At 54.6% G+C, this 21,637-nt stretch carries 19 protein-coding genes and 1 pseudogene; 15 read left to right on the top strand and 5 right to left on the bottom strand.

Annotated features, from left to right (window positions below):
- The first annotated feature begins 58 nt into the window (after positions 1-58).
- From NO345_RS19195 to NO345_RS19185, 3 genes and pseudogenes are all read left to right on the top strand, one after another.
- Positions 59-1,492, top strand: coding sequence for a sugar transferase (locus NO345_RS19195; RefSeq protein WP_256301979.1), 1,434 nt, complete (start codon positions 59-61; stop codon positions 1,490-1,492).
- Positions 1,493-1,616: 124 nt separating this feature from the next.
- A pseudogene (locus NO345_RS19190) lies at positions 1,617-2,432 on the top strand (IS5 family transposase).
- A gap of 1,041 nt (positions 2,433-3,473) precedes the next feature.
- Entirely contained in the window at positions 3,474-4,970 is a 1,497-nt protein-coding gene (locus NO345_RS19185; RefSeq protein WP_256301977.1) for a flippase, read from the top strand.
- Between the two features lie 127 nt (positions 4,971-5,097).
- Here NO345_RS19185 and NO345_RS19180 read toward each other — a convergent pair whose 3' ends face one another.
- Positions 5,098-5,856, bottom strand: a complete 759-nt coding sequence (locus NO345_RS19180; RefSeq protein ID WP_256301975.1) for a polysaccharide deacetylase family protein — start codon at positions 5,854-5,856, stop codon at positions 5,098-5,100.
- Positions 5,857-5,866: 10 nt separating this feature from the next.
- Positions 5,867-6,700, bottom strand: coding sequence for a formyltransferase family protein (locus NO345_RS19175; protein ID WP_256301973.1), 834 nt, complete (start codon positions 6,698-6,700; stop codon positions 5,867-5,869).
- Positions 6,701-7,109: 409 nt separating this feature from the next.
- Here NO345_RS19175 and NO345_RS19170 point away from each other — a divergent pair, with 409 nt between their 5' ends.
- Positions 7,110-8,219: a glycosyltransferase gene (locus tag NO345_RS19170; protein WP_256301971.1), complete on the top strand. Its 1,110-nt coding sequence runs from the start codon at positions 7,110-7,112 to the stop codon at positions 8,217-8,219.
- Complete coding sequence (locus NO345_RS19165) at positions 8,219-9,535, top strand: O-antigen ligase family protein (RefSeq protein WP_256301969.1); 1,317 nt, start codon at positions 8,219-8,221, stop codon at positions 9,533-9,535. Before NO345_RS19170 ends, NO345_RS19165 begins: the two co-directional genes overlap by 1 nt.
- Here NO345_RS19165 and NO345_RS19160 read toward each other — a convergent pair whose 3' ends face one another.
- Complete coding sequence (locus tag NO345_RS19160) at positions 9,536-10,873, bottom strand: sulfatase (protein ID WP_256301967.1); 1,338 nt, start codon at positions 10,871-10,873, stop codon at positions 9,536-9,538.
- 423 nt (positions 10,874-11,296) lie between these two features.
- Between NO345_RS19160 and NO345_RS19155 the strand changes: the two genes are divergently transcribed.
- From NO345_RS19155 to NO345_RS19140, 4 genes are all read left to right on the top strand, one after another.
- Complete coding sequence (locus NO345_RS19155; protein ID WP_256301965.1) at positions 11,297-12,433, top strand: glycosyltransferase; 1,137 nt, start codon at positions 11,297-11,299, stop codon at positions 12,431-12,433.
- A gap of 275 nt (positions 12,434-12,708) precedes the next feature.
- The gene (locus tag NO345_RS19150; protein WP_256301963.1) at positions 12,709-13,881 is read left to right on the top strand and encodes an NAD-dependent epimerase/dehydratase family protein; all 1,173 of its coding nucleotides are present in this window, start codon (positions 12,709-12,711) and stop codon (positions 13,879-13,881) included.
- A gap of 6 nt (positions 13,882-13,887) precedes the next feature.
- Positions 13,888-14,847: an NAD-dependent epimerase/dehydratase family protein gene (locus tag NO345_RS19145; RefSeq protein WP_256301961.1), complete on the top strand. Its 960-nt coding sequence runs from the start codon at positions 13,888-13,890 to the stop codon at positions 14,845-14,847.
- On the top strand, positions 14,844-15,827 hold the full coding sequence (locus NO345_RS19140; protein ID WP_256301959.1) for an NAD-dependent epimerase/dehydratase family protein: 984 nt from the start codon (positions 14,844-14,846) through the stop codon (positions 15,825-15,827). The genes NO345_RS19145 and NO345_RS19140 overlap by 4 nt, the downstream gene beginning before the upstream one ends.
- A gap of 25 nt (positions 15,828-15,852) precedes the next feature.
- On the opposite strand, the gene NO345_RS19135 is transcribed toward NO345_RS19140, so the two are convergent.
- Positions 15,853-16,707 carry a TrmB family transcriptional regulator gene (locus NO345_RS19135; protein ID WP_256301957.1) on the bottom strand — a complete coding sequence of 285 codons (855 nt, stop codon included), beginning with the start codon at positions 16,705-16,707 and terminating at the stop codon, positions 15,853-15,855.
- 152 nt (positions 16,708-16,859) lie between these two features.
- Between NO345_RS19135 and NO345_RS20065 the strand changes: the two genes are divergently transcribed.
- From NO345_RS20065 to NO345_RS19115, 5 genes are all read left to right on the top strand, one after another.
- The gene (locus tag NO345_RS20065; protein WP_497007335.1) at positions 16,860-16,976 is read left to right on the top strand and encodes a DUF8595 family protein; all 117 of its coding nucleotides are present in this window, start codon (positions 16,860-16,862) and stop codon (positions 16,974-16,976) included.
- A 284-nt stretch (positions 16,977-17,260) separates the two neighbouring features.
- Positions 17,261-18,664 carry a DUF4330 domain-containing protein gene (locus tag NO345_RS19130; protein ID WP_256301955.1) on the top strand — a complete coding sequence of 468 codons (1,404 nt, stop codon included), beginning with the start codon at positions 17,261-17,263 and terminating at the stop codon, positions 18,662-18,664.
- 3 nt (positions 18,665-18,667) lie between these two features.
- Positions 18,668-19,138, top strand: coding sequence for a hypothetical protein (locus NO345_RS19125; protein ID WP_256301953.1), 471 nt, complete (start codon positions 18,668-18,670; stop codon positions 19,136-19,138).
- A gap of 193 nt (positions 19,139-19,331) precedes the next feature.
- Positions 19,332-19,721, top strand: a complete 390-nt coding sequence (locus NO345_RS19120; protein WP_256301951.1) for a DUF4870 domain-containing protein — start codon at positions 19,332-19,334, stop codon at positions 19,719-19,721.
- An 85-nt stretch (positions 19,722-19,806) separates the two neighbouring features.
- On the top strand, positions 19,807-20,235 hold the full coding sequence (locus tag NO345_RS19115) for a VanZ family protein (RefSeq protein WP_256301949.1): 429 nt from the start codon (positions 19,807-19,809) through the stop codon (positions 20,233-20,235).
- Between the two features lie 252 nt (positions 20,236-20,487).
- On the opposite strand, the gene NO345_RS19110 is transcribed toward NO345_RS19115, so the two are convergent.
- Positions 20,488-20,802 carry a hypothetical protein gene (locus NO345_RS19110; RefSeq protein WP_256301947.1) on the bottom strand — a complete coding sequence of 105 codons (315 nt, stop codon included), beginning with the start codon at positions 20,800-20,802 and terminating at the stop codon, positions 20,488-20,490.
- Positions 20,803-21,191: 389 nt separating this feature from the next.
- Here NO345_RS19110 and NO345_RS19105 point away from each other — a divergent pair.
- On the top strand, positions 21,192-21,637 hold a 446-nt coding region (locus NO345_RS19105), incomplete at its 3' end, for an NAD(P)-binding domain-containing protein (RefSeq protein WP_256301945.1).

The raw sequence follows: 21,637 nt of genomic DNA, 5'->3' as shown, positions 1-21,637 counted from the left end.
CGGCGGTCTGTCTGTGGTTTCAAAGCATTTATATCAATATTGTAGATAACGGTATACGATGGACTCGGGGTTGCGGTATAGGTTAGTGAGCGTGGCAGGGACCGCGTTACTGACGGTGGCGGCTGTTTTCCTGACGAATCTGCAGACTGTCCACGAGACGTTCGCCATGATTCCGTTCTTTGGTAATCCTGCACCTGAGGTATTACCGGGTGGGGAGTTGCGATTCACGGCAATGACAACGCTCCTCGTCGTGCTTGCGGCGATGTGGCCGCTGTTCAAGCCACAGCCCCGGCGGATTCTGGACGCGATTCTGCTGACCCAGAAGCGTGTGTTTCTGGCTATGGTCCTTCTCGCGGCGATCGGCTACTTCAAATACTCTTACCGACTGCCTAGAACGACTCTCATGCTGACGACTGTCGTGCTATTTGTAGCACTGCCTGTTTTTGTCGTTACGATTCGTCGCCGACCACGTTCGAGCTCCCGGGCAGTCATTATTGGGGATGACCCTGAAGCCATGGACTCACTGCTTGCTGCGACTAATCTTCAGGTGATTGGGTACGTATCGCCACCGTCAGTGTACGCTCCGGAAGGATTCGACGGCCACACAGTTGAGGTCGCAGACGGTGGAAACGTCGAGAATAAACTCGATTCTCTGCCGTGTCTTGGGGGGTTCGCGAGGCTTGAGACCGTTCTTTTGGAGCATGACGTGGATACAGTATTGCTCGCCTTCTCCACCACCGATCGCGAGGATTTCTTTGGGACGCTGGAGTCCTGTTACGACAAGGGAATCAACGTGCTGGTACACCGAGACCACGCTGAACACGTGCTGACTGACGACTTTTCTGGCGATGATCTACTTGAGGTCGATCTGGAGCCTTGGGACTGGCAGGATTACGTGGTGAAACGGGTGTTCGACGTTGCCTTCGCAGGAGCCGCGTTAGTGGCTTTATCTCCTGTGATTTTTGTGATTGCGTTAGCGATTAAAATCGACGATGGTGGACCATTGCTGTACCGGCAGGAGAGGACAGCAACGTTCGGGGATACATTTACTATTGCCAAGTTCCGTAGTATGGTTCCGGATGCTGAATCGGAAACCGGAGCGAAACTGAGTGAGGAGGACGCTGGCGGCGTCGATCAGCGTATAACCTGTGTCGGACGAGCGTTACGTGAGACACATCTCGACGAAATCCCCCAACTTTGGTCGATACTGACTGGAGATATGAGCGTTGTTGGCCCTCGTCCAGAACGTCCGGAACTAGACGCAGATATTCAACGTGGCGTTGGTAACTGGCGTCGACGGTGGTTCGTCAAGCCCGGACTGACGGGCTTGGCGCAAATCAACGACGCGACTGGTTATCAGCCCAAACGGAAACTTCGGTACGATATTGAGTATATTCGTCGCCAGTCATTCTGGTTTGACGTGAAGATCGTCGTTAGGCAGCTATGGAAAGTTGGTAAAGATGCTGGTGACTCGATTATCGGGCGTAGATAGCTACGAAACCAATCAATTGACTCATAGAACACTCCTTTCAATTGAGCGGCTCTGGTGAATCACTAGATGGCGTCGACTTCGACCGTTAGAACTAGGGAAATGAAGCGGGAAATCGTCGATGCCTATGTCGAAGATCTCCCGCCTCACGAGCAAGGCGGTCCGGTTAGCTAAAAATGCTGTCGGTGGCCGAGGCGAAGTCGCCGCCCGAAGGGGGTGGCGGCTTCGCCGACTACGCGGTTGTGTCCCTGCACTGTCTACGGGTTTACCTCGACACATCCTACCGAGACGCTCTTGATTTGCTGAGCGAAATGCCACAAATCCTCGGGAGATCGGCCTCAACGAGGCCGATCTCCCACATCACTCCACGTTAGTCAAGGGGTTTGATAGATTACAGATGAAGATCTGGCGAGTGCTGCTCCGACTCTCGTCGGAGCTGCACGACCCGAGCGATCACGCCGCCATCGATGCCACGGTCTTCGACCATGAAACTGCCAGCAAGCACTACTATCGACGATCAAATTACCGCGTTTAATCACTGAAAGCAACAACTTTTGTCGATACAGAAACACTAGCCATTCTTGACGTTCACTGTACGACCGGCAAGCGTCATGACACCCAGCTCGGCTGGTCAGGTCGCCCGCGTTGCGGCGGGTGACCTGACCAGCCTCGCCGCTGACAAAGGTACGACTGGATGCACTTACGTGAGAAACTCAGAGAAGAAGGCGTGAGACCGCTGATCAAGCACCACATCTTCCGGTCCATCAACCACGTGCGAGTTGATGGGCCTCGCTACCGCCAGAGATCGATGTGTGGGACCATCTTCTCGGCGATTAAGCGCACGCACGGCGATGCCGTGCGTGCTCGAGCCTGGTACCGAGAATTTCGTGAACTCGTGCTGAAGTGTGTCGTTCACAATATCAAGCGAGCCGTGAGACAGTGAAATCAAGCGCCGTATAGCGATTCACTAGAGCCAATTGAGCATATTCTGGTTAAACCCCCGGCTGGGTGCTACAATAGTGTTTCTGGTGAACCCACAATGTCTCCTGAGCGCGGATGATCTCAACACAATTAATACCCCAAGGAGTACGAATAGAAACAGGGATACCAGTATTAAAAACCGCGTTACGAATACGAAACCTCTTTTCGCGTCCAGTTCGTCTGGCGGGGTAGAAACCTTGGTTTCCCCTGAGCAGTGAATATGAATGAGATTGCGTGTTGGCCCATGCGCTTTCGATGTTGCCCGATCAGTATCGACTCCGAATAATTATTTCAACCATGTTCCAATATACGATACCGAACCAGAAATTCCAGAACCTTATATGGTGGAAATCAATCGAAACTTGGACTGGAACTCCAAATCAAATCTCCCGGTTATATCAACGTAAAACGACAGTACATGCTGGCAAAATCGAGCTTTCCCCAGCAATCCGGTGTCGTAGATGGCATGGTGATCCCCGGCTCAGTGAGACAGTGGTTGGAACCTAACGTCGAAGATTCAGACCAAAATGACAAAATTCAATAATTTTGGGGGATATACCGGGAGGATGGATTTATGACCGTGTGTAGAGCCGTAGTTACACATGTTCGGACCCGACCAGAGGCGATGTCCGCCACATATTTGAGGCGTCTCTCTTCAAAGTCGGAGATAGAGATTCAATATAATGGTGTTCGCGTCCAGCCGTACTGCACAGCTGATAAGTACGTCGAGACCCATGGTAATCGGCAGGAAATCTCTGAGAAATTTTCACACCGAAATTACAAAATAACCACTACCAATGTTTGGGGAATATATACGCACCGAGATATGTGCGAGCGAAATGAGATAGACGTGTACACTGCAGTAGCTCAGTAATTTATTGAAAACTTACATCGATGAATTCAATTCAAATCCTCCTTAGTAGGTTTCGACCTTCCTCTTGCATCATGGATCTAAACACAGAGTCAATAATTGGTAATATAAATTGGAGTATTGAAAAATAATATGGCTGAAGAGAACGGCGGCCTAATCTCCGATTCGCTTGGTTCAATCAGTCAGAGTGCATCAATCTGGGGGATCGGTCGAATATTTTCTCAGCTTTCCACCTTTTTTCTTATCATCGTTATCACGCGGTCGCTCGGAGCTGACGGTTATGGCGTGTACGGATTTGCGGTGACGATAGTTACGACGACACTGTTCATCTCGCGAGCAGGTGTTGGACAATCACTGAGCAAGTTCGTCCCACTGTACGATAAGGAGGCGAAACAGGGTGAGCTGCTCGGGATCGCACTTGGAGTGTCTGTCTCATTTAGCTTCCTCGTGAGCGTTGCTTTGTTTTCAGCAGCTGGACCAATATCTTATTATACACTCAAATCTGATAGTTTTGTTCTCGTACTTCGAATTCTCTCCCTCAGTATCATCGTTCGAGCTGTGCTAAAGACAGTAACACACTACTTCAGGGCGCGTGATGAGATGGAGTACAACGTTCTCGTAAATTTCATTTCTCGACCACTGATTCAACTCATCTTGGTCTCCTCTGCTCTGTTGCTTGGGTATTCATTAATCGGTGTGGCTGTAGCGACATTCCTTGGATTCGTTCTTGCAACGGCCTTATCTGTCACGATTCTATTAGCGAAATTCAGGGTATTCCCAAAAGTTCCAAGATCTCGCGAATTAATCTCAGAGTATTTATCTTTCTCCGCTCCGATGATCGTTCGGGACGGTGCGTATCTCCTGATGCGGAATGCTGATACGCTAATGGTCGGGTTCGTGCTAGCGAATTCGTCTGCAGTCGGCGTCTACAAAGTAGCATTATATCTTACATTGTTCCTCCTTCTTCCACTTCAAGGTGTAAACCAACTTTTCGCCCCGATTGCATCGCGGTTATATGAATCTGGGGATATGGAAGCGTTAAGCTCAGTATATTCCACGGTGACTCGTTGGTGTTTCTCCCTTACCCTGTTACTTGCTATTGGTCTCGTCGGGTACCGACAGGAGGTGCTTGATTTATTTGGATCCGACTTCGTAACCGGAGGAGGTGTAGTTCTTCTCTTCTGTCTAGCTAGAATGGTGTCTAGTTCAGTTGGACCAACTGACCAGCTCCTGATGATGGCCAACCACCAGAGATTGGAGATGATAAACCTCGTTTTCTTTGGGATCCTCAACGTGGTTCTCAATTATTTATTCTTGCTAGAGTATGGGATCATCGGTGCCGCGTTGGCAACTTCGATAATCACCGTTCTTAACGAAAGTGCTCGAATGGCCCAGATTCGATGGCTCCTCGGGATTAACCCGTACTCCTCGACATTCATTAAGCCGTTAATCGCTGGCACTGCAACCGGAGTATCGGTATGGCTCTCGAAATTGATTTTATCCGGTATCCCACTCCTTGTTGGAGGTGCTATCATAGGCTGTCTTACGTTCCTTGTCGTGCTTGTGCTTCTGGGTTTGGAAGACGATGATCGTGTTCTCTTCAACAGCGTAAGCCCTGTTCGGTTGTAGCTGTCTAAGCGAATTCTACTGTGTCCCTATCTGGGGCGTCTCAAATTGCGAGGTCTGTGCATCCTTATTGAATCACTACAGATATGTATCTTGGGGCAGACAGATTTAGTTCATTAGAGACTACTGACTACAATAACCGATCTCTGATTCTGACGAACCGCTCCCTACCAATCAGACCTTTGACTGCTTTCAACGTTTTCCACCGTCCAACGGTTCGCAGATAATATCCTGGAGATGATTGCAGAATCCGTTCTATCTCCAACTCCTCGGTATCATTCCATACGTTCCAACGGCCGATGGGCCGTTTGGGTCGGATTTCAGTTATTCGTTGAGGCTCGGATGTAAGTAAGTACGTATACCCCGCATCCCAGGCGGATTTGAATACCGAACGGTCGTATGCACCCTTCGGAATGGAGAGCGCCTCGCATGTACCTATTCGGTCGATGATTGCTTGCTTCGACACACGAAGCTCCTTGTCGACATCGTCTGACGTGAGGAGATTCGCGTGCGTACACGTGTGGCTCCCGATGAGGTGACCTGCAGCGTTCAGCTGCTTGATTTCGTCCCACGTGAGATACCCGCTCTCGTTCACTCTGTCCGTGATTATAAAAAAATTCCCCCGGAAGCCGTACTCTTCTAGAAGCTCGGCCGCGCGCATTGCCGTTCTACCACCGTCATCGAATGTGAGATAGACTGCTTGCTTGGTCTGGGTTTCCGTCAGTGTTGATGGGGTGAACGGCGAGTCATCGATCGTCTCAAGATGTGTTCGAAAACGTTCCGGGTCGAGTTTGTATCGCCACGAACCATCCGTGACGACGCCCGATGATGCAGCGTTCTCCGGAGAAACGATGTCGTGATACAGGAGCGCTACGCTCGAATCGGGCACACCCAACAGATCAGTTAACGGATGAGTTGACATGGTCGATATCAAATTTATGTACTCGCCGTTTCCAGGTCGCCCACGCACTCAGTTTCGGCATTCCCCAGACAGCGCTTTTACGACCCGTCGTGTCCACTGGTGCTGCCGTTCCACGGTGGACTGAACGCAGTACGTCACCAACCTCTCCGAGATTTTCCGCGACAGTTTTCAATTGTATATAAATATGTTCGTCCTCTTTTGGATTAAACGCCGTCCCATTTTGTGCGTATATCTCGCCCGTGTCAATACCCTCGTCGATTCGGAGTAAAGAGTAGCCGACCTTGGTATCGTCCCCATTAGCGAGTGCCCAGAAACAACCATGCTGATTTCGATACTCCGGACAGATCCCTGGATGAAGAACGAATGTCCCGTGCTCCGGTGTTGAGAACACTCGTTCATCAAGCAAGATTCGACATCGAGCAAGCATAAGGTCAGGGTCGAGCTTGTGAAGCAGCGATACCGTTCGTTTACTGTTGGGGTCCTTTATCGAGTATGTCTCAACTTGATGGTCTGGATAGCGACCTCCTATGTCGTCGGTCAGTGAGCGAATTTTCTCATGCTCAGATCCAGAGAGGCGGTACCTGTAGTATAAGTGGAATGTGAGTGCGTCAAGCAGACCGACGGGACCGTTTCGCTGATACTCATGTCTGAGGGTCCCAAGTTTTCGTCGGTAGTCTGGCTCAATCACCAGCTCCGCCACCATATCTGTTCCATCGGCCAGCCAACGGCTGATGACGTCTTTGTCGAATTCACTGCCTTGGTGCCGTAGCAAAACAGTTTTTGGGAGGTCACCGGTTTTCTCTGTCGACATTCTAGGAGCTATCCTCTATGAAGCCTGTTGGCCACCGTCTGTTATATCGATTATCCATCGCCGTTTGAAGCGTTGTCTAAAATCATCACCTCCCAAGGTGGCAATCTTCGATGAAGTAGTTAACGTGGTGTGCGGTTGCTGTAGGTTTTCGCTTCGTTTGTCCGTGGGTTCCTAATTGTCCGGTCAGTTGCTATTGCCGCAAACACGAACATCGAGGCGAGTCCCGGTTCTGGCTGTGGTTACTGGCTGTTCGGTCTAAGTCGAATCTCTACGGCATTTCGAATGGTATATGTAACCTCTTGATAGAGGGGTTGGCACAACCATGGCTTCGCATGTGCTCTATTTTTGTTCTTATCTCGAATCTTCTATCAGGGAACACTATAATCGGGACTGGTATTCACGTGCGGGCTTGAGCAAGAAACGGAGTGCGATCTCCTCTATCCAGACTGAAGGATTGGAAGTGACCGTCGTTTCGCCTGTCGTCCCCGGTGGAACGGGCCTGGATACATACTCCTCTCAGGTCTTCCATGACGACGAGCACGACGTCGAGGTCCTCGTCCCACCGACTGCAAACGTATTCGGAATTACTGTAGTGAACCATGTGATTACAATCATTCTGACGCTCCTGTACTCGATAACCATCTACCAAAAATATGAGGGCGGCACATCTGTATCGTATAATTTCAGGCCGGAGAACGCGCTTCCGGGGCTGATAGGCAAGCACGGGTTCGGATTCCCCTATGTGATTCAGTATGAGGACGGGCTCTTCGTACACCGGTCAGCTCTCCGCCGAATCACCGCAAAACTCACCAAGAGACTCTGCAACGGGAGTCTTGATGGCGGTATCTGTACGAACACGAATCTTGCCGCGGTATTGGACACTGAAAACACCGCTATCGTCAGAGGCTTCCCCTCGATAGGAATGCCCGATACACTCCCGAACCCCGAATACGAGGAACCAGACAGGACTGTCGTTATGTTTGCCGGTCACTTCGATACGGTGCGTGGAATCGATCTGTTCTTGGATGTCGTTCCACAGATCGACAACGAAAACGTCGAGTTCTGGATATCTGGCACCGGCCGGGACGAGGAAAAAGAGCGTATACGTAATCGGGTCAACCGAATCAACGACAACCGGATAACGTACTTCGGGACACTGCCATGGGAGGAGTACCGGACACGCGTCGTCAGTGCCGACGTGCTCGTCAACTTCCAGTCACCAGAGATGCCCATAAGTACGTACACGTTCCCGTCGAAGCTCCTCGACTTTATGTCTGCAGGTAGTATAATCGTCTCCACCGATATGAGCGACCTCAGGTCCGAACTCTCGGACGAACTCATCATTGGGGGCAGGACAGAGCAGGATATCACATCCTCGCTTGATTCGACGATTGACCGCTGTAAAACCGGAAATTTGGACGTCGGAGAGCGTGCACGGGCTTGGGTCACGACGCATTGCACACACGAGTATGCGGGCGAACAGTTCGGTAACGTTATCGAGAGAGCGATGGCTAAATAATGCTTATAGTCTCCAGTATCGCTGTGATTGCTACACTGACCGGCACCGCTAGTGCGTTCGGAGCTACGACTGTCGGTGAGGACAGATATTTTACAGTGCAGTTCCTGCTCGTGGTTCTGCTTGTAGCTGCAGTGAGCTTTTCTCCCCGAATTCCCTTAGACTTTGGCCTACTCGGGAGCCGACGGCTTGACATCCGGATAGAGGATCTCCTGCTCGTTATTGTTCTGCTGTCACTCGTGTTCGATAGAGCTGCAGTACACAGTCGAATTCGCCTGACGAGATTTTTCACTGCGCTCTTCGCGTACCTTGCCGTTGCAGGACTTACTACTGTCGTCGGGATAACCCTCCTTGAACTGCCGCTATTCCGTGGGGTGTTTTATTTCTTGAAGGAGGTCGAATTCATCCTCATAGCAGTTGCCGTTTCAAACATTATACGTACTCGGAGGCAACTATACGTGTTAACTGTCGTCTTCGTTGGCTGTGCCTTGGTCAATGCGGGTTGGGCGGGCTACCAACTTCTGATGGACTCCACCGGACCACTATTTCAAACAATCAAACAAAGCGGGTACTACGGACGGCCAGTTGGTGCATCTGGAACCGCTTTGATTGGAGAACCATCGCGTCTCTCGAGCGGCGGCTACTATCTAGCGCCGCTGTTTTTGGCTTGTGGATGGCTTCTCGTTGGGCGGGAACGTAGCCGTTCCCTGTGGTGGGGAATAGGTGGTCTCTGCATCGGTATCGCGATGGTTGCTTCCCTGTCGAGAGCCTCGATATTCTCGGCGGTTGTTGCGCTCGTTTGCTTGACGTTGGTCGTCGATAGGCTACCGACTTATTGGCTTGTGACTATACCTGTTACTGGATTTGTCGCCTTAGTAGCAGTCTCTCCGTTTGTCCCCGTTGCCCGGTTTCGACCGAGCTACGTCCTTCAGAGTATCTTTACTCGATTCGAAAAGTGGGATCCAATCATTGCTAGTTTAGACAGCACTTCGTTCTTAGGTGCTGGTAAAGGAAGCCTCATCCCCGTCGCTGGTGTCGAGGAAGCCCACAATTTCTTCTTACGCGTATTTGTGGAGGCCGGTGCGGTCGGCGTTCTGTTGTTCGTCCTATCGTTACTGATGATTGCCAGAGCTGGCTACACGTTGTATCGAGGAAGCAAAGATCCGGTAGTCTCAGCGGTAGGCTTGGCAGCGGTTTGTGCCACAGTCAGTGTCTCTACGGCAGCGTTGTTTCAGGACGCGTTCATCAACGTAAAACTCGCTGAATCCTACTGGCTCTTAATCGGTGCACTCGGCGCGGCTGTTCAAATTTCGGAGTAGTTATTTATAGCCAAGATCTTCGAGCCGTTGCTCAACCTCGTCTGTCATCTCAACCTCCGCAACTTCGACACCCTGACTCGCTTCGATTTGCGCGAGTCTATCCTCGATTACACCGGAAAGTTCATTATGGACAGTGCTCTCGGTTTCGGAGACGTCTCTGTGTTCACTTGGGTCCGTTTGCCGGTCAAACAGTATGTCCTCGTCGGCATCCAGGTATCGGAGTAATTTGTACCGATGGTCGGCAACCATCGCCTTCGTTCCAGATGCTTGGGAGAACACCAGGCGTTCTTTCGGTTTATTTCTCTCGGCGTAGTCCAGCACTGACTCGCCGACACATCGGTCGGGTATCTCCCAGTCGTGAACGTCCATCAGTGTCGGCAAGAGGTCAACTGTCGAAACAGGTGTGGAGATGCGGTCGCCGTCTTTTGTCGGTATATCCAACGCAAACGGGATTCGAACGAGTTCATCGTGAAGTTCGTCCGGGTGCCCCCAGTAGTCGTGTTCGCCGAATGCTTCCCCATGGTCGGCGAGGAAGCCGACAACTGTCTCTTCCATCCCACAGTTTCGCTCTACTGCCTCTAGCAGATCGGCGAGACACTGATCGACGAACTCGATTTCACCCCGATAGAGCCTTCGCAGTTCGGCTGCCTCGGAGTCACTGAGCGAACTCGACTGTGATATCATCTTCTCTCGGACTTTGATTGCACGGTCGCGGTCTATTCCTTCGCTATCGGTCCCCTCATGAGGAACATACGGATGATGAACGTCCATGTAGTGGACCCAGAGGAACACTGGCCCATCAGTGTCGTCGAGCCAGTTGATGGCCTGCTCGTTCAGGTTGTCGGCAGGTACATATGGGGTTCCTAACTCCGACCCAAACGCGCCCTCGACTCGGGTCCGAACTGATTGGAGAATGGAGAAGAGAGTCGAGTCTCTGGAGAGGTTGTGTGCAAGGAACCTACGGAGTTTGGCAACCGGTGTCTGGTTATCCTCGCCACTGAATATCCGATCGAACCCACGACCATAATTAAATCGCGGACTCAGGTACGGGTTCGAATGAAACCCACCCGTCGAATACCCCTCCTCAGCGAACCGCTCGGGCATATATGGGCGCTTCTCAGACAGGTTTCGATAACCGCCGTACATCTCTGGGTAGGTCCCGGTCAGGATGGCAGGGAAAGATGCACGAGTGTATGGTGCATTCGCATACGCGTTTTCGAAGATTAGAGCATCATCGGCAATTGAATCGATCGCCGGTGTATCGGGAGCAGTATCGGAATCCATAAACCCGACATGATCCGCCCGCAAGGAGTCTACTGTGACGAGAACAACGTCCATATAGGGCAATTGCTTCGACGGAGTACTTGAATTGTTCGTCTCGATGAGTAAGACACACTGCTTGGCGGGGTCGCACAGATCCCGGAGTTCGTTGATTGCAATACTGGATTTGAACGAGAAATGGACGTTGTATATCTGTTTCAATCAGGCTGCCAAGGGTTCTTCGACACGATTCCCGAACCGAGACGACAGAGGGTGGTCCCTCGGCTGGCGATTGATTGGTTGGATCGTGCTCCTGAAGCTGCATCCTCGATTGTCGGATCGGTCATCGACTTCAGGTCCAGGGCCGATGGTACGCGTTGAAGACGGTGAAGCGGCTGATTGGGCAACAGAGGTACGAACGATTTCGCAGTCCGTTTGTCACTCGGGATCGACGGCGGTGAACCGGTGCGCTTAATCGGCTTCTGGGACAGGACTCAGGTAATGTTGTGGCTGATTGTGTTCTTCGTCGCCGCTGGGTTCCTGACGTGGCATTACATCCTGTATCCGGGAGTCCTCGCGACGATTTCACGGGTCGGTGGGTGGGATGGTCCCTCCTCGTTCGACGATGGCTCTCTTCCGGATATCTCCGTCATCGTAATTGCTCACAACGAGGGTGACGTCATCGAGGAACGCATTCGGAATATTGAATCAGTCGACTATCCCTCGGAGAAAGTCGAAATAATCGTTGCGTCCGACGCATCCACAGACGGTACCGTTGAACTGGCACGTGCCGCCGGAGCTATCGCATTCAACAACACACCGCATAATAAATCTAAGACCAGAAATATGGCCGTGGAAAGGGCCTCCGGCGAGATTATCCTCTTCACCGATGCAGACACGCGGTACGAATCGGACTGCGTACGACGCATCGTCGATCGCTACGCAGATCCGGAAGTTGGAGCGGTCTGTGGGACCTTACGCTCGGAGAGTTTCGACGACGGAGCGATTGGGCAGGGGATGGGGATCTACTGGCAGTGGGAACAGTTCCTCCGTCGGTGGCAGGGGGATCTGGGCCATCTCGTGAAGATGTCCGGCGCAAATATGAGCATGCGACGAGGGGCATTCGAACCCGTGCCGGAGGATGTCGACATCGACCAGAGTGCCGCCTTCACCGCGCTGCTGGGAGGATGGCGGTCGGAGTTTGCCCCCGGCGCGGTTGCGCGTGAGTGGTTCCCGGTGTCGCCGTCGGGGGAGTTCTCGACCCGGCAGCGATTGACGATCCGGGCACTGACTGCACTGTGGCGGTTCCGAGCGGCTTTTGACCCCCGCAGACCGCTGCTGGCGATGACGACGTTTTCGTACTGGCTGCTTCGATACCTCGTACCGTTCTTCCTCCTTCTCGTTCTGGTCTCGACGGTCGCACTGGCGATGACATCGACGGCTGCGTTCGGGTTTCTGGTTGCACAGCTTGGCTTCTACACCTTAGCGGCTGTCGGTTACGTTGCAGATAAGAAGAACACGGAACTACCGGGCGTCTCGTTCGCGTTCAGTTACTGCTGGGCGAACCTCGGGGTTGCGGTTGGAGTACTTCGATACCTCCGTGGGGAGCGAGTCTACGCGTATAGCTCGGTAGACTGAATCGGAAACTCGCTCGGCGCAGGGTTTGACAACCGGTCGAAAACACCCTGTTCATCTCCGCAGCTCGTGTTCAGCTACAAAGATAGTGGTAGCAGCGAGAGGTTCTCTGGAGGCACTACAGTCTGGAAGAATCGGAACGGGCCTGCATCTCGGATTTCTCTCCGATGTAATCCGGGGGGCGATACGGTAGATATCTTCCCGGAGATCCATCGGTCGGATTGCACCTGTGACAATCAACAAATATTTATCGCTGGTTACTCAGACTCTGAGTAACCATGTCGATTCTCGTTACTGGTGCCGACGGCTACCTCGGCTGGCCGACTGCGCTCCGTATCGCAAACCGAACTGACGACCGCGTGATTCTGGTCGATAACTTCGCACGTCGCCGTTGGGTCGACGAAATCGGGAGCGTAAGCGCAACGCCGGTTGCGGGCATTGAGACGCGACTCCAAGCCGCTGAAGAGACACACGGTCTTCGAAACCTCTCCTTCGTCGAAGGTGACCTGACGGAGAAGTCCTTCGTTGACGAGCTCCTCGCAGTCCACGAACCGGAGACGATCGTCCACGCGGCAGCGCAGCCCTCGGCACCGTACTCGCAGATCAACGGTGAACGGGCGAACTACACCCAGCACAACAACATGCAGGCGACGCGGAACCTGCTGTGGGGACTCGAGGAGCATGACCTCACCGACACGCACTTCATCGAGACCACCACCACCGGTGTGTACGGCGCGCCGGAGTTCCCGATTCCCGAAGGCGGTGCAGTCATGGAAAACCAGGGCGAGAGCGATGACGTTCCGTTCCCCGCGATGGCAGGTTCCTGGTACCACCTCACGAAGAGTCACGATGCGGCGAACATGCGCCTCGCCCACTCGCAGTTCGATATCCCGATCAGCGACGTTCGCACTGCAATCACGTACGGGACCGAGACTGAGGAGACGCGTGACGACGAGCGTCTGAAGACCCGTTTCGACTTCGACTACTACTTCGGGACCGTTGGGCACCGGTTCTGCGCGCAGGCCGTCGCCGGCTATCCTGTCACGGTGTACGGGAAGGGCGAGCAGCGAAAGCCGTTCATCAGTCTTGAGGACGCCGTCGAAGGCCTGGCCGAACTCGCGCTCACCGCCCCCGAGGAACGCGACGACGATGGGCTCGTCGTCTATAACCAGGTTACGCGCGCAATCAGTATCGTCGAGATTGCCGAGACAATCGCTGGCGTCGGCCAGGAGTTCGACCTCGATGTGGCAGTCGAACACTTCGAGAACCCCCGCGACGAGGACGAGGAACACGAGATGGAGATCGAGAACGAGCGTTACATGAACGTAATCGGTGGACAGGCTCAGACGTTCCAGTCCGGAGTGCGTGATATCCTCGGTACGCTCGTCGAATACGAGGACACCATCGAAGCCCACGAGGACCGGTTCCTGCCGGGCGTTCTCGAGGAATAGCCACGAATGCGGGTTCTCGTGACCGGCGGCTGTGGCTACATCGGGAGCGTACTCGTCCCGCGATTGCTGGCCGACGAGCGCGTGGATTCAGTGACGGTTCTGGATAGTTTCGACTCCGGTTCCCCCCGTGCTCTGTTCGGCACCGGTCTGGGAGCGAGCGACGATCTCCGATTCCGTCGTGGCGATATCCGTGAGTACGGCGATGTCGAAAACGTGATGCACGACATCGATACCGTCGTCCATCTTGCAGCGATTACGGGGGCAGCGAGCACGCACGACCGTCGGGATGAGACGTTCGCGGTCAATCTGGACGGGACGCAGAACGTCCTGACTGCAGCAGGGAAGTTCGACATCTCGAACGTCGTGTTCGCGTCGTCGTGTAACTGCTACGGTCGCGCTGCGAGTACGGACATCGATGAGATGACCGAGCCCGACCCATTGAACCCGTACGCGGAAGCCAAGTACGCGGGTGAAGCAGCGCTCGAGGATGCAATCGACGAGTACGGCTACGCGGGGACTGCACTCCGGATGAGCACGAACTACGGCTACTCACCGGGCGTGCGTTTCAATCTCGTCGTGAACCACTTCGTATTCCGCGCATTGACTGGCCGGCCACTCACGGTGTACGGCGACGGAACGAACTGGCGACCGTTCATCCACGTCGAAGACGCCGCTCGTGCATATCAGAGTGCAGCATTGGAGCCGAACGTCTGGTCGGAGTTCGTCTACAACGTCGGAGCGAACGACCAGAACTTCCAGATAGCAGAGATCGCGAAAATCGTTCGAGATGAACTCGACAAGGGCTTGGATGTGACGTACCTCGAAGACCAGCACCCGGGCCCCTCGTATCACGTAAATTTCGACCGAGTCGAAGAAATCGGGTTCGAGACGAACCACACCGTCCGCGACGGGGTTCGGGAACTCGCAAGACAGTTCAAGGAGAACGAACTCGGTGCGAACGTATGACCGAGCGAAATGATCCTCCCACTATCGCCGTTACAGGCGCTGCCGGATTCATCGGTAGCCGAGTCGTTGCCCTCCTCCACGAACATCACCCCGAGTGGGACGTGGTCGCGTTAGATAACTTCTACCTTGGCAATGTGCGGCAGATCGGTGAGACCACTGTACAGCACGTCGACATCCGGAATCGGAACGAACTCGAGTCGACACTCGAAGGTGCGGATGTCATCCTCCACCTTGCGGCGATCAGCGGTGTCGACGACTGTGAGAACAACAAGGACCGTGCTTACGACGTGAACGTCACTGGGACGAACAACGTCGCCTGGTTCTGCCGAAAGACTGGTGCCGCGCTTGTCTTCCCGTTCAGCATGGCAGTCCTTGGTGACCCGGACTCGTTCCCGATCGCGGTCGAAGATGACCGCGACCCGATGAACTGGTACGGCCATACGAAGCTTCTCAGTGAGCGGTCAATCGAAACGTTCGCCGAGGACTCGTTCCCTGCACACATGTACCTCAAGTCGAACCTGTACGGTGAACACGAAATTAATGGGCAGACGGTCTCCAAAGGCACTGTCCTGAACTTCTTCGTGAACCGTGCGTTCTCCGAGGAACCACTCACCGTGTATGAACCAGGGACCCAGGCACGGAACTACGTCCACGTCGTCGACATCGCTCGTGCGTACGTGCTGAGCACCGAGCAACTCCTCGATGCGCTCGATGCGGGTGAGACTGGCGTCGAGAAGTACGAACTCGCATCGAACGAGGACCCGAGCGTAATGGCACTCGCGGAACTCGTACAGGAGATCGCAGCTTCCGAGGCTGGGATCGATACGGCCGTCTCGCTCGTCGAGAACCCCCGCGGGAACGAGACCCTGGTTTCGGACTTCGAGGTCGACATTTCGCGGACGCGGGAGGAACTGGGTTGGGAGCCGAGGCACGGTGTCGAGGAGTCGATTCGCCGTCTCATTCGGAAGAAGTCGGAGTAACACCACTTCTCATCTGGGGACGAGTTCAGTCCGGGTACTCGATCACGGTGTCGTACTGCCAGACGAGGTCGAAGTACCGCTTCATTCCAGCGACGAACGATGCGTTCTCGGTGACTGCTGCCTGCCGTTTGTACAGCGGAATGTCCTCTTCTTCGACGAGGAGAACCGCTCGTCCCGAGTCGTACTCCATACTGGGGTCGGCAATCGTCCCACGCCAGGGAAGTCGTTCCTTGCTGAACCGCGTCTCGATTGCTGGATACGAGCCCGTAATTTCGTCGAATATCTCCTTTTGAACGTCTCGGTTCGAACTGTCGAGATGTTCTGGATATAAGAAGAGGATACTGACGGCGATGTCGCGGTCGAGCGCGGACTCGATACTCGGTCGCACGCTTTCGAAGTACTCGAAGCTCTTCGTGATGACACAGACCTGCTCCTCGGCGTCGTTGTAGAGAGCGCGTGTCTCGCGTTCACTGGGCGTGCCAACGCTGACGACGTGAAATAACTCTTCAGTCGGTGAGCGCTCGTCATCTGCGTCGGCAGCAAGCTCTTCGAACGTCTGAAGAAACTCCGGCCGAATCGACTCGATTGACTGTCGATACGTATCGAATTCCTGTCTCTGGTTCTCGATGGCCCTGTCGAGGATCTGACCGGGTGATTTCGACTCGTACTCCTTTGGCCGTCCGGGTATGATTTTAACATATCCTGCATCAGCGAGCGCTTCGAGCACGCCGTAGATTCGAGCCTTTGGAATCCCCGTCGCTTCTGAGATATCCGGTGCAGAGCTTCGACCAAGCTCGATGAGATGTCTGAGTGCGGTACGTTCGTACTCTGTGAGTTCGAGTTTGTCGAGGAGTTCGTCCGGATTGCTGTCTGTACTCATACCTGGCGATTAGAGGCCGGCTCGATTAAGTAACCCGTCTGTTGAACGATTGTGGACTCCAGTGTTCGGGGTCCCAGCTGTTTGGGTCTGTGCGACCGTTCTCGACCTTCCAAAATGTATAAATACGTTGTCTGCTTTGGGTTACTCAGTAAATGAGTAACCCAGAGCAAGACGAACGAGAGTGGGATCATCTTGATGACCTCGAAGACGGTGCTGGCTGTACGGAGATCTGGGAGCGACTGAGCGAAAATCGGTCCGAAGACGACTAAATTCTGCACTATTGTATCTGTGACTGGGCGACTCCTGCTGGGTCGATTCAGGATGGTTCCTTCCTAATCTACTGAGGGAGCTGCGTTCGCTGATACGAAATAAATAAAAAATCGCTCTGAAGTCACTAGTTGGGCCTGCGTCGGTTGGCCCCCTCCTGAGTTATCACACTCAAATACTGTTATACATATACGGTTTGCCCTGGAATGTAGGAGACGATATTCCGGAATGGTTTTGTCCCATTGTCGAACATCGTTTGGTGACATGGATAACAGAGGTGAAATCTATGCGTCTCATTGATGACGATGGCAACTTATTCGGAACTGTCAACGTAGTCGATGTGCTCGTGGTTTTGCTCGTTCTCTCAGTCGTCGTGGCTGGATTCGCACTTATCCAGGGTGGGGACCCACCTTCTGGACCGTCCACTGAAACCCGCTACGCCACCCTCGACCTCGGCACCCAGCCAGCGTACGTGGCGAACCTCGTCGAAGAAGGTGACAACGTCACGCCGAACGACCAGCAGGAACTCACCGTCACGGACGTGTACGTGACAGACGATGGGAGCAACAGGCGAGTACTGGCCCGGGTCGCTATCGATGGGCAACTCACGGACGAAGGAACCCTCAACTACAGAGGGGGGCCCCCACGCGTCGGTCGTGAGCTCACCATCACGACGTCGACATACAGCACCTCTGGGCGCATCACTGCAGTCGATGAATCGAATCCAGAACTCGATCTCCAGAACACGCGCGTACTCCTCGAAACAACGGTCACGGCTGACGAGGCGGACCGGATCGACACCGACGACACCATCACCCGGAACAACCGGACGATAGCCTCGATCGAGAGTTTCCGTCTCTACGAAACCGACGACCCGAACCAGCGTCGCGCCGTCGTCGTCGCGAACCTGCTCGCTCATCAGGACGGGGATACGCTCCGATTCGGCGTGACGCCACTTCGAGTCGGCCAGACCGTCCAGCTGACGACAGGCGAGTTCGACCTGCAGGGCACGCTCCTCCGGACAGGGGTCAGCGAACTCCCTGTATCAGAAACTGACGTGCTCCTTCGGACCGAACTCGACAGCGACACACTCGCACAACTCGAAGCAGGCGACGAGTACCTGGTCAACGACCAGACCGTCGCGACCATCCAGACCATCGATGCGTACGGAACCGGGGCGTCCGACCGTCGGCTCGCGTACATCGGCGTCACGTACCAGACGTATCAACCACGCGAAACCCCACAGTTTGCCGGCCAGCGCGTACGTGAAGGAGCACAGCTCCCGTTCCGGACCGACGAGTACGAGTTCCAGGGCCGTGTCGTCCGCGAGAACGCGCTCGAACAGCGCGGCACCGAGACCACGCGCGAGGTGACGCTCGAACTGGAGAACGTCGAACCCGACGTGGCGAACAGCGTCGAGGCGGGCATGACCGAACAGGTCGCAGGTGAGACGATCGTGGACGTCTCGAACGTCGAGGTCGAACCGGCACAGGTCGTGCTCACGAGCGACGACGGCAACGTCTTCCTGCGGGACCACCCGGTGAACAAGGATGTGACCATCACCGCCGACATCCAAGTTCGCGAGTCGGCGAGCGGAATCACGTTCAAGGGGACGTCGCTCAGACAGGGCGAGACTGTCTTGTTAGATTTCGGAACAGTCATCATCCGCGCGACCGTGGTGTCCGTGTGAACGATGGGTGAGGACGTGGTCGATGGGGAGGACAGTGGCTCGGTGTCCGTGAAGGCTCGCCAGCTCGTAGATGGGTCACGGACGATCGCAACGCTCGAACGAGTCGCTTCGGTACTCTCGAACAGGGCTGAGAAACTCGGGACGACGGTACGGAACTCGTTCCTCTATCGGTGGCTGACGAAGGAGCCGGAGCCCGACGTCATCGTCATCGATCTGCGGGAGACGTACACCGTCGGCCCGTTCATCAAGCTGCTCGATGCCGTCATCGACCGTCTCGACCCGTACTGGCAGGGGTCGCGACTGAGACAGGGTCTCGTCGCTGTCGACCGTGGGATCGACAGGGCAGCTGATACCCGAATCGGGGGACTCGTTGCGAGCGCGTTAGCGCCTCCCGAACCTCCGGACCAGAATGCGGAACCAGCACAGCACCGCGACGAGGATGAACCCGCAGACGACGAGAACCGGGACACCTGACCGGTAGCCGATTGAATTTTCTCTCGAGAGGATTGCGACCAGTCCCGCACGCGAAATCCGCCGCAGGCTAGCCACCTAGACCCGAATGTCATGGTCTCACCTCCTAGTGGGGGTGTATGGTTGCATCCAACCGACCGGCAACAGACCCGTTCCGAATCGACCACCAGCACGAAGGGGGTGACTGACTGTGGCGATGGACGAAGGAACGACCACGAAGTCGACCACCACGACGGAATCGGGGCTCGAACCGAACGTGGCGGGAGCGGTCGCGTACCTGTTCGGTTTCATCACAGGCGTTGCGATGCTCCTCATCGACGGGGACAACGAGTTCGTCCGCTTCCACGCGATCCAGAGCATCGCGTTCAACGTCGTCGTCGTCGCGGTCTACGTCGTTCTCTCGTTCGTCACGCTGTTCCTGTCGTTCCTCCCGGTCGTCGGTGACCTGTTCTCGTTCCTCTTCGGACTGTTCTACCCGGTCGTCGGGCTGGTGACGTTCCTCGTCTGGGCGTTCCTCCTGTACAAGGCCTACGAGGGCGAGCGGTTCGAGCTCCCGGTCATCGGGTCCATCGCAGCCTCGCAGTAGCCCAGGCCACCAGCACTCGGTTCCCGGCAACGGACGAACGACAACATACTTTTACCGACCGTCGGGAGGACTGGACGAGAACCTGATGGCACGACTTCGTTTCCCCCTGCTCCCGAAACCGCTTCGCTGGCTCGGTGTCGTCGGTGTCCTTCTCGTCATCGTCTACTTCTCGATCGTCACCGTTCCGCCGAAACCAGCCGGAACAACACCGTTCTGGGACAAACACCTGCACTTCGTCGCCTACGCCGGCCTCGCACTCGCGCTCGCCTACGCGACAGCCAGACGACGAGACCAGCCGTACCGCAGAGCAGCCCTCGTCATTGGCGGTGCGGTCGGTTTCGGCGTGCTCATCGAACTCGCGCAGGGGACCCTGTCTTACCGCACCTTCGGCTGGGGCGACCTGCTCGCGAACACGCTCGGCGCGCTGCTCGTGAGCTTATGGTTCGTCGTGGAACGCAGAATCAGGTACGTCAGGGCACGTCGACTCGTCGAAAGTGGGATTGGGAACGGTTGAGGTCGACGTCTGTGGGTGAGTACGCCCCGTCGACAGACCCAGATAATTCAAGACTTTCAAGGCTCGACTGGTAGTATGGCAATCGTCCTGGATCCAGCACACAGCGACGGTGCGCCGACGATGGAAGGGACGGGTATCCGTGTGGAGGACGTCGCTTCGGCGTACGAGCACAGCGGCAAACGACCCGGACGAAATCATACAGCTGTATCCAGACCTCGATCTCGGCGACGTCCACCGGGCGTTGGCGTACTACTACGACCACATCGAGGACTTCCGATCATCTTCTTTTGAGCCATCTGCAGTATGAACAGAGTGCTTTACTGCGACGAAAATATCTGGATTCCTGTTATGGGTGAACCTCGTTGACATGGAAGAACGGTCCCAGGGGCCCTCAGAGTTCGCAATCACAGCTGTTTTATTATATAGTCGACAATAACTATCCTCTGTTTTGTTCGATGCCGGTTTCTTTCTCGTCGAAAAGAGGAGTTTGAACATCTGGAATTGAGGTATGTTCTTTGGGTGGCACTTCGGCTTGGAAATGTGGCAGTAGTCCTCGATGTGACTCATTATAAATTCGACCACATCTTATGGAGAATATAAAAGGTTCCAAGATTATACAAAAAATAGAAACCCAGCTGATTTCATTTACTCTAACATCGCACTTCTAAACATCACTCGCCACTGACCTGATTATTTGTATCAAATTCGTCTTTGTAACGTTATTATCCTGTTCAGCGTAGTTAGATTTCTTCGGCTAGTCATAGCGGAAAATCCAAGCGGTTCTCTGCAACTACTTCCTTGACTCGTTCGACAAGCTACCAGCCGGGATTTATACTACTCTCGATCAGCTTACTATTCGAGGGGCAAAAGCTGCTCTTAAACATCGCTATAGGCGACCCTAACCCAGACATAGACTCAAAAGAAAGCTTGATACCCGTACGCGGGACACGTCCGCTATGAGAATCGGCATCATCGGCGGCGCAGGTCACGTAGGGCTCCCCATGGGCCTCGTGTTGGCCGACGCGGGCTTTTCGGTCACACTCATCGACACGGACGAGGAACGACTGCGGACCGTCGAGAACGGCGAGATGCCGTTCAGCGAGCCTGGCGGCGAGTCGCTCCTCGAATCGGCCCTCAACGCTGGACGGCTCGATACGACGACCGACGCAGCCGTGACGGCGGACTGCGACGTCGTCTTCATCGTCATCGGGACGCCCATCGACGAGCACCACAACCCGCAGATGGACGTGCTCCTGGGAGTCGTCGACGAGGTCGTCGACCACATCGAGGAGGACACGCTGCTCGTGTTCCGTTCGACCATCTACCCCGGGACGACGAACATCGTCTGCGACCGGCTCGAGGACGCGGGCCACGAGGTCGGCGAGGACGTCTATGTCACCTT

It is taken from the genome of Haloarchaeobius salinus (assembly GCF_024464185.1).
In the GTDB taxonomy this organism is placed as follows: domain Archaea; phylum Halobacteriota; class Halobacteria; order Halobacteriales; family Natrialbaceae; genus Haloarchaeobius; species Haloarchaeobius salinus.
This window is presented reverse-complemented; position numbering and strand designations above follow the sequence as displayed.